Raw genomic sequence first — 15,734 nt, 5'->3', positions numbered from 1 at the left:
CTAATAATAATGCGTAATCTTGACAGTTTTTAATTTCGCCTTGTATACTGAATATGTTAGTTTGTTATAAAAACAGGAGGTAATTGAAAAAATGGCAAAAAAAATCGTAATCGTCGGCGGAGTCGCAGGCGGTGCTTCCGTTGCCGCCCGTGCCCGAAGACTCGATGAAAGTGCTGAAGTCGTTATGTTTGAAAAGGGGCCGAACGTTTCGTTTTCGAATTGTTCGCTGCCCTTTTTTTTGAGCCGGATCGTAAAAGAAAGCGGCGACCTCGTGCTTATGTCGCCCGAGCAGTTTAAAAAACAGTATAATATTATCGCGAAAACGTCGCACGAAGTGCTCAAAGTAAACGCCGATAAAAAAACGGTTACCGTAAAGGATTTGACGAGCGGAAAAGAGTTTGGCGAAAGCTACGATACGCTCGTCCTTTCTCCGGGCGCGTCTCCCGTCATGCCGCGTTCTATTCCGGGCATCGATAAAACGCACGTGTTTTCGGTGCGCAACGTCGTCGATATCAAAAAGATCGACGATTACGTTACGGAGCACTCGGTAAGCGATATCGTCGTAGTCGGCGGCGGATTTATCGGTATCGAAGTCGCCGAAAACTTTAAGCTTGCCGGAAAAAACGTCACGCTCGTCGAAAAACTCGACCAAGTGCTCGCGCCGTTCGATTACGATATGGCGCAGATTTTGCACAAAGAGCTGTACGACAAAGGCGTCGCTCTCGTCCTCGGCGACGGCATCAAAGAGATCGGCGAAAAAGACATTACGACCGAAAGCGGCAAAAAGATCGCTGCAGGGGCGGTCATCATGGCGCTCGGCGTACGGCCTGAAACCGAACTTGCAAAGTCGGCAGGCGTCGCGCTCGGCGCGACGGGCGGTATCCTCGTCGATCACAATTACCGCACGAACGTTCCCGACATCTACGCCGTAGGCGATGCGGTCGAAGTGACGCACTTTATCACAAATAAAAAAACGCGCCTCACGCTTGCAGGTCCCGCCCAAAGAGAAGCGAGAGCGGCCGCCGACGATATGTACCGCATTCCGCACCGCAACACCGGCGTCATCGGTTCATCGGTTATCCGCTGTTTCGATTTCAATGCGGCGTGTACCGGCTTAAACGAAAAAGCGTGTAAAGATGCGGGCATCGATTACGATTACGTGTACGTCATCCCCGGCGATAAAGTCGGCCTTATGCCGAATGCGAATCCGCTCTTTTTCAAATTGATTTTCGAAAAACCGTCAGGAGCGATCATCGGTGCGCAGGCGATAGGAAAAGGTGCGGTCGATAAAAGAGTCGACGTCATCGCGGCCTGCATTATGCTGCACGGCACGCTCGAAGATTTGAAAGAGCTCGAACTGTGCTATTCGCCGATGTTCGGCACCGCAAAAGACGTCGTTAATCACGCGGCGCTTGTCGGCCTCAATATATTGAACGGCGTCTTCAAGCAAGTGCCGGTTACGAAAGTGCGCGAGCTTGTCGAGCAAAACGCGTGCATTATCGACGTGCGCGAGCCGAAAGAATATGAAGCGGGGCATATCGTAAACGCCGTCAATATCCCGCTGAGCGCTCTTCGTGAACGCATGAACGAAATACCGAAAGACAAACCCGTGTACTTGCATTGCCGCTCGAGCCAGCGGAGCTATAACGCAATCTGCGCGCTGCAGGGCAGCGGCTGGAAAAACGTGTACAATATCATGGGCTCTTTCCTCGGCGTGAGCGAATACGAATACTTTACCGATAAAGTGCGAAACAGGAAGCCTATCGTTACGGCATATAATTTCAAATAAATATTAATTATTAAGGGAGGCAATATGAAAACGATTGAAAAGATTATCGGAGTCGCGCTGCTTATTCTGTGCATCGCGTTGGGATCCGCTTCATTAAAAACGGATATGGTTTTTTTTCGCTGGGTTATGGGACTTGCTCTCGGTTATGTGCTTTCGCGCTCGTTTTTCGGATTTGCCGGCAGTATCAACCGCGCCTATCGCGCAGGTTCGACGAAACTCATGCGCGCGCTCATGCTCATGTTCGTTCTTTCGGCGGTTCTCACCGCATCGTTTTTGATTTTCGGAGACGCGACAAAGTACGATCTCTGGGTCAACCCGATCAATGCGGGACTTGTCATCGGAGGCATTCTGTTCGGCTTCGGAATGAGCTGTTCATCGTGCTGCGCAACCGGTACGCTTACCGATTTGGTGACCGGCTTTCCGCGCGCCCTCGTCACGCTCCTCTTTTTTTGCATCGGCGTATTTGTCGGGTTTCCCATTCAAGCGAAAGCCGATTGGGTAAAAAAATCCCTCGTTTCGACGGCGACATTCCCGGACGGCGTATTTATTCCCGACTGGTTCGGCGGCAACAAACGCATCGAATACATCGGAGCGGTAGCCGTAACGATGGTCTTCGCCGGCATTGTTATCGCGCTCTCGTATCTCTACGAAAAAAAGCGCAAGCGGTCGAATACGTACACCGGCGTCGACACGGAAACCGTGCAGGATAAACTCTCGAATATCGACAGCTCTCATTACAAAATTTTGAGCGGCGCTACCTACGACCGCCTCTTTGTAAAACCGTGGACGCTCGTCGAGGGCGCGGTGCTTTTATCCGTTTTGTTTACGCTGCTCATGGGCGTTACGAAGGCGGGATGGGGCGCGTCCACTCCCTTCGGCTTTTGGTTCGGAAGACTTCTGAGAGTTTTCGGTGTCTCAACCGATACGATCACATCGTTTGCAAATAAGCCGGCCGGTCCCTTTACGATGCCCTTTGCCGAAAATCCGATGAATATGCAAAATATCGGCATCGTCGTCGGGACTCTTATCTATCTGCTTATGGCGGGTATGTTTACGAAGGCTTTTACGAACGGGCTTAAAATTACGCCTCTCGACGCACTCATCTATGCCGTAGGCGGCTTTGCAATGGGATTCGGCACACGTCTTTCGAACGGCTGCAACGTCGGCGCGCTCTATACGCCGATCGCAAATTTTTCGCTTTCCGGCTGGATCTTTTTTATCGCGCTCGTTGCGGGCGGCATACTCGGAAACGCGATCCTCAAAAACGTGTACCGTGCTTGCGGCAGAAAATAACAGCCGCCTGCCGGCTTTTTAATAAGCTTGGATTTCGAGTTTTCTGAAACTCGAAATCTTCCAACCGTTTCATGTATCAATGAACGGCGAGCTTCGAAAATACATAAAATGATGCGGAGGCGAGGTTCCGGCTGCGTGCCGTTTCGAGCGTTAGGCTTGCGGAAGCCTGTCATAAAAAGCTCGACCGCGGCTAAGCAGACGGGTTCTCGCCGAAAGCACAGCTTTATTTAGAAATACTTTCGAAACTCGCATTCAGGCTAATATTGTCTTTGATAAAGCGCAGCTTCAAATCTTTCAGTTTTTCCGTTATCGACACTTTATAGATGTGAGGATTCAATAAGCGCTTGTACGATTCGTCGAACGTTTCGAGCTGCTCCCGCATCGTCTTCCGGCTTACCGCAAGCTGTTCGCTATCGGGAATGCGAGCCTTCGTACGCTTTCCGCTTTCGACTCGCTTTTTTAAAAGCGGCTCGATGCGGGATGCCGTAAAAGCGAATTGGCGGTAGTCGATCATCGGGTGATAGTAGCGGTATTCTTTTCCTTTTTCGATTTTTTCTCCGTCGAGCGCGAGGATGTCGGCTTTTGCCATACCGCACTCGTCGTAGAGGCGGAATACGTTTTTTATGCCGGGGTTTGTCGTCTTCGCTGGATTGTCCGAAAACTTCATCGCAGGGGCGAGGGTGTCCGTTTTTTTGTCGTGACGGGCGGCAAGCTTATACACGCCGGTAAACGACGATTCTTTTCCGCCGGTTACCATGTGCGTGCCGACGCCCCAGCTGTCGATCGGAACGCGCTCGGCGACAAGCGTCGAAATGATATCTTCGGTGAGTTCGTTCGAAACGGAAATCTTCGCGTTCGGCAAACCCGCCGCATCGAGCTTTTTCCGCACTTCCGTCGAAAGATAGGAGATGTCGCCCGAATCGAGGCGTACGCCGAAATTATATCCTTTTGCGGCGAGTTCTTTGCCCGCGATGATCGCGTTTTTGATCCCCGATTTCAGCGTATCGTAAGTATCGATCAAAAAGACAGAATGCTCGGGATAGATTTTCGCGTACGCACGGAATGCTTCGAGCTCGGACGAAAACGACATGATCCACGAATGCGCCATCGTTCCCATGACGGGGATGCCGTACCGCTTTCCCGCAAGCGTGTTCGACGTTCCCGCAGCTCCGCCGATGAAAGCCGCGCGCGATGCGCTCATCGCTCCGTCGGGACCCTGCGCTCGGCGCAAACCGAATTCCATGAGGCTCCCCTTGTTCGATGCGAGCCATACGCGGGCGGTTTTCGTCGCGATGAGGCTTTGAAAGTTTACGTAATTTAAAATCAATCCTTCGACGATCTGCGCTTCGATGAGATTTGCGTGGATTCGAATGAGCGGTTCCTGCGGAAAAATCACCGATCCTTCGTCCATCATGTAGACATCGCCTCCGAACGAAAAATCCTTTAAATAATCGAGAAAACCTTTATCGAATATCTTTTGTTCGGCGAGGTACGCGATGTCGGCCTCTCCGAATCGAAACGACGTGAGAATGTCGATGAGCGTTTCATTTCCCGCGAGAACGGAAAAACCGCCCGCCCACGGCTGGCGCCTGAAAAACATATCGAAGACGACGGGGCGGTTCATCTTTTCTTTCCAATAGCCCTGCGCCATCGTAAGTTCGTAAAAGTCGGTAAAGAGCGCGCTCGTAATGCCGCAGCTTTCAGACGGGGAAGATTTCGCTTCGGATTCTTTCATACAAATACCTCATTGATAAAAATCGATAATCGCGTATTCGCGATTTTTCAGAGAGGTTTTTTGCGCGCTTTGCCGGCATCCGTCTTACGCTGCATTCCCTGACAAGCCGTATTGTAATTGATTTACCGTATTTAGTCAAAATCAAAATCGAGTGTGTATGTGATGCTGTTTTACAGCGCTTTCGTCATGACGATGCCGGCTGTTTTTACGCCGTCTTCGGCAAAAAAATTTTCGATGCGGCGGAATTCAGAAAACCCGTTTTTTTTGTAGATGTGCAGTGCGCCGCGCCACGCTTCGTTTACGAGGAGAAGCGCGGTTTTTACTTCCGGATTGCCGGATGAAAAGCGTTCGACCGATTGAGAAAAGAGTTTTTTCCCGATGCCGCACCCGCGGTATTCGGGAAGCAATGCGAATGAACTCAAATAGAGCACGCTGCCGGCAGGGCGGTGCGAAGAGACCGGGTCGTGTTCGAGCGAAAACGCTTTATCGCTTTCGGGGATACGTTCCCATTTTTCCGCGCTGAAATAGCCGCAAAGTGCGTGAGAGGACGGATCTTCGAAGACGATAAAACAGTTTTTACAGATTTCGATGCGCGATAAAAACACGGCTTCGCTTTCGCGCGTAGCGGCGTCGAAGGATGCCGCTTCAATATCCATAATAGAGCGGATATCCGACGGACGGGCTGCACGGAAGATCATACGATCATTGTAAGCGATTTTACAGTGCGTGTACAGCCGTGCATACGCTGTATCACGGTTTGCTTCCGCGCGGCTCTGCGCTTTAAAAAAACAAGAGGGAAAGATGTTCGGCAAAACGCCTACTTGCTCTTTCCCGCAATTCCGGATTTGCGGTCCGGCTCCGCATTGTGAATCCCTCTTTCGGCTTTGTTTCGCCGAATTGCCAATGACGCGACTGCCTTTCGGAAAACCTGACAATACGGAGTATACAACAAAAACACACCCCGTACGGGCATCGCGTATCGAAGCAGGAAAAACCCTGCAAGGATTACTGTAAATATACAAACGATGAAGCGAAAAGTCAAGTGGAAAATAAAATAAAACACTTTGACGCTTTTGTCATCAAGAAGAATACTGCTGTCCTCACTGCATACACTGCGGAATGTATACACGGGTAACCCCACTCCGAAGGGATCCTGCGTACAGATAAAGATGACATAGCTTTCTTTCAGTTCGGCATAGCTTTGGCCGCGCAAAAGGTTATCGACATCCATGAGGCTTTGATAAAAGTTCGAATTTCGAGTTTGCTATGCAAGCTCGCCGTGTATGCCGCAGTTTTTTAATCGCGTTCCAATATCGATTTTCCGACTTCGATGTCTTTGATAAAAAAATCGATCTCCGCTCTGACGCGTTTTAAAAACGACAGGTCGAACGATGCTTTAAGGCCGTCGGGAAAGTGGAGATACAGGTATTCGCGCGCGGCGAGCAGCTTTTCGATTTCGACTCTGCGCTCATCTTCGCTCATATTCCGGCCCGACGATAAAATATTTTTTAAGCGCTCGAGCGCGCACTCTTCTTTTTCGTAAAAATTTCGGACGGAGAGCGCTTTTCGTTCCGAGAACGCCGTTCGTTCGGTAAACGTTTTTTCCTCATGTACCGCTTTTTCGTCCGTACCCGTTCGAGCGATGTTGTTCTCCGAATCCTTTTGTCCGACAATCGTCTCCGCTCCGTTCGCGTCTTTTTTTCTTCTGTCCCGTTCCGTTCCGACCGTATTGCCGCTTTCCCGAATCAAATCGTTTACGTCTTTTTGCGGGATTCCCAATTCGATGCCCGTCGTTCCCGCATCGAAGAGATTCGGCGATTCGGAAAAATACGCGCGGAACGTTTGAACGTACGAAAGGAGGGCGGGAGAAGTGAAAAACGGCGAGCCGTCTTTTCCGATAATTTTTTGTATGCTGCAGCCGAATGCCGCTTCGTAATTCGCGGCGGGTGAGATTCGGAAACTCGATGTGAGGCGCGCCGTATGAGGTGCCGATCCTCGCGCGTGCGTCGTACCTGCGCGGTATGAAAAATCGAGCCCCGTAACGAAGACGGGAATGCGGTCTGTTTTCCGAAGCATGAGGGCTATCTTCGTCGCGGTGAGTCCGACCGAACCGAGGGGCGGCATGATGCACGGCAGGATGCGCCGAACGACAAGGGAATCGAAAAAGGCCGTATCGTCGTAGTGCGGCGAAAAATAGCAGATAGTGCCGTCCGACAGATCGAAGAGTTTCGGCCATGACGTAATGCCTGCGAATACGCGAAAGCGCTTTCCGTTTGCGCCTAAAAAAAACGGTGCGATGACCGACTGCGCTTCTTCGCAGACGACGGCGTCCGGTTCGATGCCGAAACGGAAAAGCGGGGCGAGGGCGGCATCGGCTGCGACGATGTAAAACGCGCTTTGCACGCTCCGAATGCTTCGAGCGGTTTTTTCCATGCTTCCGCCCGCACCGAAAACGATAATCGGTTTTTCGACCGACTGCGTAAGGTTTTCGATCGGGCAGGAGCGGGGGAGACGCGCGATGTTTCGAAAAAGATTTCTCGAAAAGCGGCGGCCGAATTTGATGAGCGTGACACGGTTTTTCCAAAATCGCATCACGGCATTTTCCGCCGCTTCCGTAAGCGCCGCGTAGTGCTGCGGAAAAAACTGCGTGCCTGCCGAAAAGTCCGCACGCAAAACACGGCGGAAAGTTCCCGCAGGGGGAAGAAAAGCTCCGCTTTTTGTTTCGGCGCGGCGCTTTGTGAGCATAAACGGGAGCTTCGGCAATTCGTCCGGAGAAAGCATCGCAAAACGAGCGATATCGTGCGGGATGTATTTCAGCGAAAAAGCGTACAGCACCGCGTCGAATTCGCAGCCGAGCACGAAACAATTTTCGGGAAGAGAAGCGCATAATTCTGCAAGGCACAAACACAGAACGGGGGAGCAGGCAAGCACGAGGGTGCCGGGCGCGACGGGTTTCGACAGAACCGTACGCTTGATCGCTTTTTCAGGCGCGTATTTTGAATAGAGGTATCTGCCCTTATACAAAACGGAAATACCCCCTTCCGTTTGCACAGAGCGGGGATTTCCGTTATCGTCGTCAGTTAATATTCCCCGCATTCGCAAAGTAATTAGAGTATACCGTAATGAGATCGTTTTTCAGTTTCGGGCTCGCCATGAGATGCGAAGAAGCCGCCTCTTCGTCGCTGCTTACAATCTGTCTCTCAATCGATGATGTGTTTTCCGACGGCTCGTCTTTTACTTCGTTCGTATACTGCAACACGAGTACGGTTTTGCCGTTGACGACGGGCGATGAGATTTCATTGGACTTTAAAGAAAATGCCGTCTGCAAAAAGTTTTTATTCGTGTTCGCTCCCGACAGCCCTTGTATGCTCGTATCCACGGAATTGGCAAAGGGAACGCTTCCGTAGTTGAGCGGGAAGGGTGCAATAACCGCATTCACCATGTTGAATTTTTTTGCCGTTTTTTCAAAGCCGTTGAGTGCAGCTTCCGCAGCAAAATTCTTAGCGCGAGCCGTATAATAATCTTCGATGCGCCCCGCTTCATTCGAGCGCAGATAGCTCCACACGTCTTTTACGGTCTGTTCGTTTGTAAAATCGGGATCGGAAGCGTTGCCGTCCGCATGAAACACGGAAAAGCCGATATTCGTTTCGATGACGACGCTCGTTTCATCTTTTGCAAGGGAGACGACTTTTTCTGTGTCGTCGGAATTTTTTATGATGCGTTCGATTTCATAGCGATATGAATTTGTCAATTTTCCGTTCGCATCGCTGTAGTTTTTTGAAGAATATTCGTTTACCGCGTCCGTAAACGTGATCTCGTTGTTTTTGAGGCGCTTTGCAACGGTTTCCGCTTTCGATTTTTCGCCGCACGTGATGATCGACATATCGTATTTGATAAATTTTTGCGCATTTGCACGGCCGTACGCTTCCTTTTCGCTGTCCGGATAATCGTCGGTGCTGAAAGACGCCATATCGAATCCCCGTTTTTCGGTGCCGAAATTTTCAAAAAAAGCGATTTCGTTTTCGGACGATTTTAATCCGTACAGCGTCGTGCCTGCAAACTGTTCGGAAGGGCCGAACATGTCGTCGGTGTAGCGGTTCTTCGTAAACTCTTCACGGATTTCCTTTTGCCGCTGTTCGATTTCCGATGCTGGGGTTTCTCTGTATTTTCGCTGCGAGTATTTGCCGTTTTCGAAAAAGTCCGGAAGCATTTCGCGGTTTACGGCGCTTTGCGGTACGACATAGCCGCTCTCTGCTACCGCCTGCGTATACGCCATTTTTTGCACGACTGCGTTGAACGCATAATTGAAAATATAATAATTCGACAGAGGATCGCTTTGCTTTCCCAGTTTTTTAAAAAGGTCCGCGTACTTTGCAACGTATTTTTTGAAATCGGAACCTTCTTCGAATTTTATTTTTTTGCCGTCGTAGGATCCGAACGGCGGAAGCGTGTCACGATTGCCCCGTCCGACCAAGGCGGGAGCGAGGATGAATGCAAAAGCCGATACGGCCAATACGATAATCAAACCGACGGTGTAAAATCCCTTTTTCATGATAAAATCCTTATACTGAATCCGTGTAAATAGAAAATTATATAATTTTATCACGATAAAGACGGTGTGTCAATTTCCGTTTCGAAACGTGTTATGGCAAAGTGATGGACTTCATTTATCGTCTGAACTGTTTTCGCGTACGATAATACGCATTTTTATCTCGGTACAGCATACCGTCGGCTCCGGCGATGAGAGAAGCCGGAGGTGTGTCGGCTGCCGTACACAGCGCATATCCGATACTGAGCGTCAGCGTGTACGGCAGATTGCTCTTTTTCGATTTTTCTGCGAGCGTATTTCTAATCGTCTTTACGAACGAGTCGGGATCTCCTATGTATTGCGCTTCGACGATTATGATAAATTCATCGCCGCCCCATCGGGCGATAAAGCTGTGATACGTACGTCCGATTTCCTGAAATGTTTCGGCAATGATTTTGAGCGCTCTGTCGCCTTCCAAGTGCCCGTACGTATCATTGATGTGTTTAAAGCTGTTTATATCCGCAATAAAAAAATACAGCGGGCGGAGCTCGGAAACCGATGTAAGTTTATTTAAAAGCCTTTCGTCGGCGAGTCGTCTGTTGTTTAATCCGGTGAGCGCATCTCTGTAAATCTGCGATTCCTGAAGATTTGAAAAAACGATAAAAACGGCAAAGAGCATCGCCATTTCCAAAACCGGTAAATCTGGAATTATTTTATCGACAATGCCTGCAGCGAGCGGGCAAAATAAAAAGACGATGAGCGTAAAATATTCTTTTTTCTTCGTTGCAATTTTTGTCCGCCGCCATACGATAAGGGTATGAACGGAGACGAACAGAAGATAGAAAATGTCGAAAACGAGTTGAAGAGAATAAAGCGAACCGTGAACGTATTTGCCGTCTGCGTTATAGTAAAAAAGCCGTCCCGTAAAAGATGACGGAAGGGCAAGGATGATGATGATGCACATCGGTAAGGGTGACAGATAATGGAAATATTTCAATTGCCATAACGGCGACTGTAGTCTCAGTTCGGTATATTGAAACCGAAAAAAAGCGCACACGCCGATCGCGATTATATTCATAATGCTCAGCGCATTGTCCCACGAAGAGGGAAGATAGCCGTGATTGCACCATATCAATACGCCGTTCGTTATTAAAAAAACGGCATAGCCCGAAATGACGCCTCTGAATGCGCGCATTTCCGATTCGCTTCCGACATCGCTTGTAAGTTTCGTTGCGATGACGACCGCTATGGCAAGGCATATTACGACTACACAAAAATATGAAACGACATATGTGAATAACACAAACCCCTCCCTTTCGTGTACTCCATAGAACGGCAAAATTATTTTTTGCGATAAAATTTTTATGATTATACTATAAAAATAAAAAATGTACTATCTTTTTTAAATAATTTTCGCTACAGTATAGTAAAGAAAACGGCAATCGATGCCGTGCGATTTTTTGAGGTCTGTATGAACGATTTTATAAAAACGGCGATGCCGCATATATCGGGATTGCAAAAAGCGGTGATTTTGCTCGGCGAACTTGACCGTGATGCGAGCAGCGCCGTTTTCGCGTGCCTGCATCTTTCCGATTCCGAGCGGAAAATGCTTGTTTCCGCGTTCAAGCGGCTCGGGCAATACAATCCCCGCGACGAGCGGCAGGTTTTGCGTGAAAATGCGGTTTTACAGGAAGCGCTCGACTACGGCGCGGCAAAGGGGATTTTTATCGCACCGCGGAAAGGAGCGGGGAAGACGGGCGCAGTACGAAGTTCCGGCGACATCGCGCATATGGCAAAAACGGATCCCGATGCGGTTGCGAAAATAATAAAAAATTGGCTTGAAACATAATTATGCGCTTCGAATCCGCGGTAAAAGGCCGCAAAATCGGAGCGCACGGTATTTGAGTTCGGTTTGAAAAACGGTTTTAATCGTTTTCCGCCGTCTGCGTTTTAAACCTGCCGACTTCCGTGACGAGGCTGTCGATCGAATCTTTATGTTTTGCCGCGATTTCAAGGGATTCCTGCGTCGCCGAATTGATAAGATCGACTTGCGATTCGATGGAATTCATCGTTTTTACATAAATGTTTATATGGCAAGGAATCAGCAGTCGGGCAAGGCGGATTTGAACCGCCGACCTCTTGGTCCCGAACCAAGCGCGCTACCAACTGCGCTATTGCCCGTTCGTCGGTTTTTCCGGCGTAAAAAAATAGGGCTGTTCAAAAACTGAAGTTTTGAACAGCTTCCTTGTTACGGGAGCGACGGGGCTCGAACCCGTGGTCTCCGGCGTGACAGGCCAGCGCGATAACCAGCTTCGCTACGCCCCCGTGGTTGTACACTATAGCATATTTTTATTTTTTATGTCAAGTATCGCGAAAAAATATTGTAGAAAAAATATATGCCGCGAAAAAGTGCGGACGATTTTTAAAAGCCTTTGTAAACAAAATCGTTGCGGCGTGAGTTTCAAGCGGCCTCCGATAGGGAGCGATCATCAAAAAAATATTTCAAATTATCGTTTTCAGTGCGTTGCAGATTGCTGTTTTTTAGTTGCTAAAACATATTGACAAAAGGCAGCGATGGGTGTATATTTATTTTAGTAGCTAAAATATACTGACGAAAGGTCATAAAAACGGACGGCACGATGAACGACATACAAAGCTTTATGAAGCTTACGGCGAAGATTCAATACCGGATCAATGCCAACGATAAAAAACCGAAGCGCTTCGGCACCGCTCACCTGCTTTATCAGAGTGAAATACATTTTATAGAGGCGATAGGTTTGTCGGACGGATACAGCGCATCGGAGCTTTCGGAAAAACTCGGCATTACAAACGGTGCGGTAACGCAGGTTTCCGATAAATTGCTGAAAAAAAAATTGATAAAAAAATATAAAAAAGAGGGGAATAAAAAAGCCGTCTATATTACATTGACAAAAGAAGGAGTGCGTGCGTATAAAAACCACGAAAAATTTCACGACGGTTTTAATAAAAAAATTACGGCGTATTTAAGTTCGCTTTCGAAAAAAGAATTTTCGGCGATAGTGCGCTTAGCGGAATTGGTAAACGAAACCATACCCGATTTCGATACAACGGAGGATATCGTATGAAAGCCGTCGTAATCGTATTCAGTCCTGCGGGACATACGCTCGCCGCCGCACGGATGATCCGAAAAAGCATCGAAGCGAGGGGAGGTGCGGCCGATATCATCGACCTGACAAAAGACGATACTCTGTTGTTCTCTCCGGCCGGAAACGAAAATCTCGCGGCGAAAGCGGGCGCGTTCGACGCTCTTTTTATCGGCGCTCCGGTATATGCCGGTCATGCGGAACACACGATATTGCGTACGATCGCGATGCTCCCGCCTCCGGACGAAAAGCGGTCGAAAATTGCCGTGCCGTTTATAAGTTACGGAGGAGCGCATTCGTTTGTCGCGTTGGAAGAGATGGGACGCGCATTGAAACGAAAAAACTACGTGCCGGTTTTGGGCATAAAAATCGCTTCGTTTCATACGCTGAGCAGAAGTTTTCGCACAAAAATATTGGAAGACCGGCCGGGCGATGCGGAGCGTTGTGTAATAGACGGCGCCGTAAACAAAGTCGTCGATCTGTGTGCCGACCCGGAATCGATACGGGATAACAGCGCGTCTTTTGCATACACTAAAATGCCCATGCGTTTTATATTGAAAATGCTTTCACAGGAAAAAATTCATGCGAAATTCAAAACCGTGTCGATCGTATACGAAAAGTGCCGCGCATGTAAAAGATGTATAGAGGTGTGCCCCGTTAACAATTTTGTTTTTACGGACGGAATCGTGTCGGTGAAAAATCAAAAAAATTGCATTTTGTGCGGAGAGTGTTTTTACAACTGCGCAAGCGATGCGATCGTTTTCGACTACCGTAAGCTTGCAAAAAAGCGATTGCGTGACGGCGAGGTCGTTTTGGAAAGTCCGCTCTCGGCCGTATATCCTGACGAATACGCGTATATACGGGAGGTTTGAATTATGAATGAAATTGGCATTGTGTACGATTCTCCGCACAAGGGAAATACGGAAAAGCTGCTTTTGAAAATCAAAGAAAAATATGCGGATACGGCTCTTGTTAAAGCGGCAGATTGCACTCCGGAATTTTTTTCCCGCTATGACGTACTGGGATTTGCGTCGGGAATTTATTACGGAAAGTTTTCTCCGTCCGTTTCGGCCGTGCTCGAACAGGCGATTAAAAGCGATGTAAAAAAATTGTTTTTTATCTATACGTCGGGAGCGGGCAGGTCAGGGTATGAAAATGCACTTCGGGCTAAAACGGAGAAAAGCGGCAAAATCTGCTTGGGTATATTTTCCTGCAAAGGTTTCGATACCTACGGTCCTTTTAAGCTTATCGGCGGATTGAATAAGGGCAGGCCGAACGAAGCCGATTTCAGAGATGCGATCGCATTTTTCGAAAACGATATTTTAGCGATGTAAATTATTAAAATATCAAGTGTTTCCGAAATTTATTAAAGCAGGGAAGTCGTTTTTCTGATTTTGAGCGTGCCGCCGATTTTAATTTTCGAATAACTTTTAAATCGGTTACTGATATGATTTATTAACGTTTGCGCAGCAATTTCTCCGATCATTTTACGCTGTACGTGCATCGTTGTCAGCGGAACCGAAGCTATGGAAGATAGATATATGTCATCGAAACCCGCAATTTTTATATCGTCCGGAATTTTATAGCCGGATTCCAGCAACGCTTTCATTGCACCGATCGCAACGATATCGTTATCCGCAAATAAAATACGAGGGATCCGTTTGCCGCTGCGGATTATTTTGAGCATCGATTCATAACTGCCGCTGACGTTTGCGTCTATCAAAAACATTTTGTCGCCGTTAAAATCGAAATTGAATTCTTTTGCATAGGTAAAGACGGCATTTTTTCTTTCTATGAAATTAACCGCTTCAGGCAGGCCGTGCAGATAGCCGAAGTCGGGGTCGTTGCATAGCGCAAGGTGTTTTAATACGGTGTATACCATTTCTTCGTTATTCATAGTGATGGAATTGCATTGGTACACGGGCATTGAATTGTCGATGACGATGTAGGGCAGCGTGAGGATGTCCAAGTACTTGAAATCGTCTCGGTCGAGTTCGGTTCCTATGACGAAAACGCCGTCGTAATTTCCTCCGTTTATTTCCGCAAGCGCCTTTGAAAGATCGTTTCCTGCGACGACGATATTTAAATTGTAGCCGAAATTGCTGCATTCGGTTTGTACGCTGTCCATGATTTTCGAAACGAAACCAGCATTTTGTTCGACAAAATATCCCGATTTGACAACTTTCAAAAAACACAAACTTTTATTCTTTTTTTTTGTCGGGGTATGACGCAGCTTATAGCCGGTTTTTGCTATGAGCTTTTCTATTTCACGCCGTTTTTTATCGCTTACCCCTTCCTTTTCATTCAAGACGAGGGAAATCGTTGCAGTGGAGACGTTTGCCAACTTTGCCAATTCTTTGACGGTCATAAGCGTATTCATTTATTATAATTTAAAATCATTAAGTTGTCAATTATATGTAAACTGCGTGTTAAATTGTGTATACTATGCGATTTATCGTACTCTCCGTATGCAGTAAGCGGATAAATGAGTAAAATACGTTGAAAAACATAAAAAAAATGTTGACAGATGGGAATTCCCGTGTTACAGTTAGTTAATGTTAAGTAAAATATATACAATATTTTTAGTAAAATAAATTGTATATTAAGTGGAAATGCATATGAAGAGATTTTATAAAGAAAGAGTTGCAGTAGCAAACTTTATGAAACGTTTGTACGACCGGCAATTGACGACCGCAAGCGGCGGAAATATAAGCCTGCGTGTCAGCGATGACGAATTTTGCATAACGCCGTCTTCCCTCGATAAAGGCAGTTTGACCGCCGAATCTATCGCGGTTGTAAAATTCGACGGTACGAACCTCTCTCCCGAGTTAAAACTAAGCATTGAAAGCGAAATGCATCGGCAAATTTTACTCAAACGGCCTGATTTACATGCCGTCGTCCATGCGCATCCCGTTTTTGCGAGCGCTTTTGCTACGGCACAGCCGTGCGTACTTGATTCCCGCCTCATTGCGGAAACGTATTTTATTTTAGGTGAAATAGTGAATGTCCCGTATTTTATCATGGGGTCAAAAGAATTGGCGGATGCGGTATCGGAAGCGGTTGTACATAACACTGCCGTCCTTTTGGAAAATCACGGAGCATTATGTGCCGCCAAAGATTTGTTGCACGCGTTTGACGGTATAGACTTGATGGAACGCTTGGCTCAAATGACAATATTGAGGCGTTTTATCGATAACAGTCACATAATGACGGAATCTCAGTGCAAAGAGATAACGGACGTTTTTAAATTACGCTGAAAGGAGTTTC

The 15,734-nt window shown here is 47.7% G+C and carries 14 protein-coding genes and 2 tRNA genes; 7 read left to right on the top strand and 9 right to left on the bottom strand.

All coding sequences use genetic code 11. The annotated features are described in order from the left end of the window. The first annotated feature begins 91 nt into the window (after positions 1–91). The gene (locus tag HRI97_RS07275) at positions 92–1,789 is read left to right on the top strand and encodes an FAD-dependent oxidoreductase (RefSeq protein WP_253724834.1); all 1,698 of its coding nucleotides are present in this window, start codon (positions 92–94) and stop codon (positions 1,787–1,789) included. A gap of 24 nt (positions 1,790–1,813) precedes the next feature. Further along, a complete protein-coding gene (locus HRI97_RS07270) occupies positions 1,814–3,082 on the top strand; it encodes a YeeE/YedE family protein (RefSeq protein ID WP_253724833.1) in 1,269 nt (422 codons plus the stop codon). A 223-nt stretch (positions 3,083–3,305) separates the two neighbouring features. Here HRI97_RS07270 and HRI97_RS07265 read toward each other — a convergent pair whose 3' ends face one another. The 5 genes from HRI97_RS07265 to HRI97_RS07245 form a co-directional block, all read right to left on the bottom strand. Further along, positions 3,306–4,817, bottom strand: coding sequence for a nicotinate phosphoribosyltransferase (locus HRI97_RS07265; RefSeq protein WP_253724831.1), 1,512 nt, complete (start codon positions 4,815–4,817; stop codon positions 3,306–3,308). Positions 4,818–4,987: 170 nt separating this feature from the next. Further along, complete coding sequence (locus HRI97_RS07260; RefSeq protein WP_253724829.1) at positions 4,988–5,515, bottom strand: GNAT family N-acetyltransferase; 528 nt, start codon at positions 5,513–5,515, stop codon at positions 4,988–4,990. A gap of 598 nt (positions 5,516–6,113) precedes the next feature. Continuing rightward, the gene (locus HRI97_RS07255) at positions 6,114–7,913 is read right to left on the bottom strand and encodes a 6-hydroxymethylpterin diphosphokinase MptE-like protein (RefSeq protein ID WP_253724828.1); all 1,800 of its coding nucleotides are present in this window, start codon (positions 7,911–7,913) and stop codon (positions 6,114–6,116) included. After that, a complete protein-coding gene (locus HRI97_RS07250) occupies positions 7,894–9,369 on the bottom strand; it encodes a peptidylprolyl isomerase (protein ID WP_253724827.1) in 1,476 nt (491 codons plus the stop codon). The genes HRI97_RS07255 and HRI97_RS07250 overlap by 20 nt, the downstream gene beginning before the upstream one ends. 115 nt (positions 9,370–9,484) lie before the next feature. Then, positions 9,485–10,648 carry a GGDEF domain-containing protein gene (locus tag HRI97_RS07245; protein ID WP_253724826.1) on the bottom strand — a complete coding sequence of 388 codons (1,164 nt, stop codon included), beginning with the start codon at positions 10,646–10,648 and terminating at the stop codon, positions 9,485–9,487. A 168-nt stretch (positions 10,649–10,816) separates the two neighbouring features. Here HRI97_RS07245 and HRI97_RS07240 point away from each other — a divergent pair, with 168 nt between their 5' ends. After that, positions 10,817–11,194 (top strand): hypothetical protein, encoded by a 378-nt coding sequence (locus HRI97_RS07240; protein WP_253724825.1) that lies wholly within the window; start codon positions 10,817–10,819, stop codon positions 11,192–11,194. Between the two features lie 76 nt (positions 11,195–11,270). Here the strand turns inward: HRI97_RS07240 and HRI97_RS07235 are convergent, their stop codons facing one another. The 3 genes from HRI97_RS07235 to HRI97_RS07225 form a co-directional block, all read right to left on the bottom strand. Next, positions 11,271–11,414 carry a hypothetical protein gene (locus tag HRI97_RS07235; protein WP_253724824.1) on the bottom strand — a complete coding sequence of 48 codons (144 nt, stop codon included), beginning with the start codon at positions 11,412–11,414 and terminating at the stop codon, positions 11,271–11,273. Between the two features lie 39 nt (positions 11,415–11,453). Then, positions 11,454–11,526: transfer RNA gene (locus HRI97_RS07230), tRNA-Pro, on the bottom strand. A gap of 70 nt (positions 11,527–11,596) precedes the next feature. Beyond that, positions 11,597–11,670: transfer RNA gene (locus tag HRI97_RS07225), tRNA-Asp, on the bottom strand. A gap of 314 nt (positions 11,671–11,984) precedes the next feature. On the opposite strand from HRI97_RS07225, the gene HRI97_RS07220 reads away from it, so the two are divergent. The 3 genes from HRI97_RS07220 to HRI97_RS07210 are packed head-to-tail and all read left to right on the top strand — an operon-like array spanning position 11,985 to position 13,801. Further along, positions 11,985–12,449, top strand: coding sequence for a MarR family winged helix-turn-helix transcriptional regulator (locus HRI97_RS07220; protein ID WP_253724823.1), 465 nt, complete (start codon positions 11,985–11,987; stop codon positions 12,447–12,449). Continuing rightward, positions 12,446–13,339 (top strand): 4Fe-4S binding protein, encoded by an 894-nt coding sequence (locus tag HRI97_RS07215; protein WP_253724822.1) that lies wholly within the window; start codon positions 12,446–12,448, stop codon positions 13,337–13,339. The genes HRI97_RS07220 and HRI97_RS07215 overlap by 4 nt, the downstream gene beginning before the upstream one ends. Before the next feature lie 3 nt (positions 13,340–13,342). Then, positions 13,343–13,801 (top strand): flavodoxin family protein, encoded by a 459-nt coding sequence (locus HRI97_RS07210; protein WP_253724821.1) that lies wholly within the window; start codon positions 13,343–13,345, stop codon positions 13,799–13,801. Positions 13,802–13,833: 32 nt separating this feature from the next. Here HRI97_RS07210 and HRI97_RS07205 read toward each other — a convergent pair whose 3' ends face one another. Next, entirely contained in the window at positions 13,834–14,847 is a 1,014-nt protein-coding gene (locus HRI97_RS07205) for a LacI family DNA-binding transcriptional regulator (protein WP_253724819.1), read from the bottom strand. Between the two features lie 238 nt (positions 14,848–15,085). Here HRI97_RS07205 and HRI97_RS07200 point away from each other — a divergent pair, with 238 nt between their 5' ends. Next, positions 15,086–15,724 carry a class II aldolase/adducin family protein gene (locus tag HRI97_RS07200; protein WP_253724818.1) on the top strand — a complete coding sequence of 213 codons (639 nt, stop codon included), beginning with the start codon at positions 15,086–15,088 and terminating at the stop codon, positions 15,722–15,724. Positions 15,725–15,734: the final 10 nt, after the last annotated feature.

It is taken from the genome of Treponema socranskii subsp. buccale, from assembly GCF_024181585.1.
In the GTDB taxonomy this organism is placed as follows: domain Bacteria; phylum Spirochaetota; class Spirochaetia; order Treponematales; family Treponemataceae; genus Treponema_D; species Treponema_D buccale.
The sequence above is the reverse complement of the archived record's forward strand: the minus strand, read 5'-3'. Positions and strand labels throughout refer to the sequence as shown.

Excerpts from the sequence above, each read along its gene's own strand:
- HRI97_RS07275 (WP_253724834.1), top strand. The coding sequence starts at position 92 with ATGGCAAAAAAAATCGTAATCGTCGGCGGAGTCGCAGGCGGTGCTTCC.
- HRI97_RS07270 (WP_253724833.1), top strand. The coding sequence starts at position 1,814 with ATGAAAACGATTGAAAAGATTATCGGAGTCGCGCTGCTTATTCTGTGC.
- HRI97_RS07265 (WP_253724831.1), bottom strand. The coding sequence starts at position 4,817 with ATGAAAGAATCCGAAGCGAAATCTTCCCCGTCTGAAAGCTGCGGCATT.
- HRI97_RS07260 (WP_253724829.1), bottom strand. The coding sequence starts at position 5,515 with ATGATCTTCCGTGCAGCCCGTCCGTCGGATATCCGCTCTATTATGGAT.
- HRI97_RS07255 (WP_253724828.1), bottom strand. The coding sequence starts at position 7,913 with ATGCGGGGAATATTAACTGACGACGATAACGGAAATCCCCGCTCTGTG.
- HRI97_RS07250 (WP_253724827.1), bottom strand. The coding sequence starts at position 9,369 with ATGAAAAAGGGATTTTACACCGTCGGTTTGATTATCGTATTGGCCGTA.
- HRI97_RS07240 (WP_253724825.1), top strand. The coding sequence starts at position 10,817 with ATGAACGATTTTATAAAAACGGCGATGCCGCATATATCGGGATTGCAA.
- HRI97_RS07235 (WP_253724824.1), bottom strand. The coding sequence starts at position 11,414 with ATGAATTCCATCGAATCGCAAGTCGATCTTATCAATTCGGCGACGCAG.
- HRI97_RS07220 (WP_253724823.1), top strand. The coding sequence starts at position 11,985 with ATGAACGACATACAAAGCTTTATGAAGCTTACGGCGAAGATTCAATAC.
- HRI97_RS07215 (WP_253724822.1), top strand. The coding sequence starts at position 12,446 with ATGAAAGCCGTCGTAATCGTATTCAGTCCTGCGGGACATACGCTCGCC.
- HRI97_RS07210 (WP_253724821.1), top strand. The coding sequence starts at position 13,343 with ATGAATGAAATTGGCATTGTGTACGATTCTCCGCACAAGGGAAATACG.
- HRI97_RS07205 (WP_253724819.1), bottom strand. The coding sequence starts at position 14,847 with ATGAATACGCTTATGACCGTCAAAGAATTGGCAAAGTTGGCAAACGTC.
- HRI97_RS07200 (WP_253724818.1), top strand. The coding sequence starts at position 15,086 with ATGAAGAGATTTTATAAAGAAAGAGTTGCAGTAGCAAACTTTATGAAA.